Below are 350 nucleotides of genomic sequence, written 5' to 3' on the forward strand. Positions count from 1 at the left end.
CACTATTTTGGTTTTGATCCATCCCTCTGCCATTTTCGGCAAAAATATGCGGGCCAACAGTAAGAGTGAATTCGTCTTCCCATAAGGAAGTGGCAAGATCAGCTTTATAGCGCCAGCTATCCAGTTTATACACACCAATTATATCTTGGTAATTCTGTTCGGTGACTAACTTAAAGTCCTCTCCAGAAATACTGTCGACGTCAATGGCAACATTAAACTCAACGATCAAGCTAGAGATTTTGCCAGCACCAATAACCACATTATTCACTCGTGGAGCAGACTCTTTTTGCTCTGTATAAACAGTGCCGGCACCACCATGCTGGCCCGAGCGGTCACGGCTCCCACCACGC

Annotated in this window: 1 protein-coding gene; it reads right to left on the bottom strand. The window is 45.7% G+C overall.

Annotated features, from left to right (window positions below; genetic code table 11):
* Positions 1 to 350, bottom strand: a 350-nt coding sequence (locus tag ACYFDN_RS21435) for a hypothetical protein (RefSeq protein WP_483512654.1), incomplete at both ends; no start/stop codon positions are given.

The sequence above is a fragment of the Agarivorans sp. D1326 genome (genome assembly GCF_056958115.1).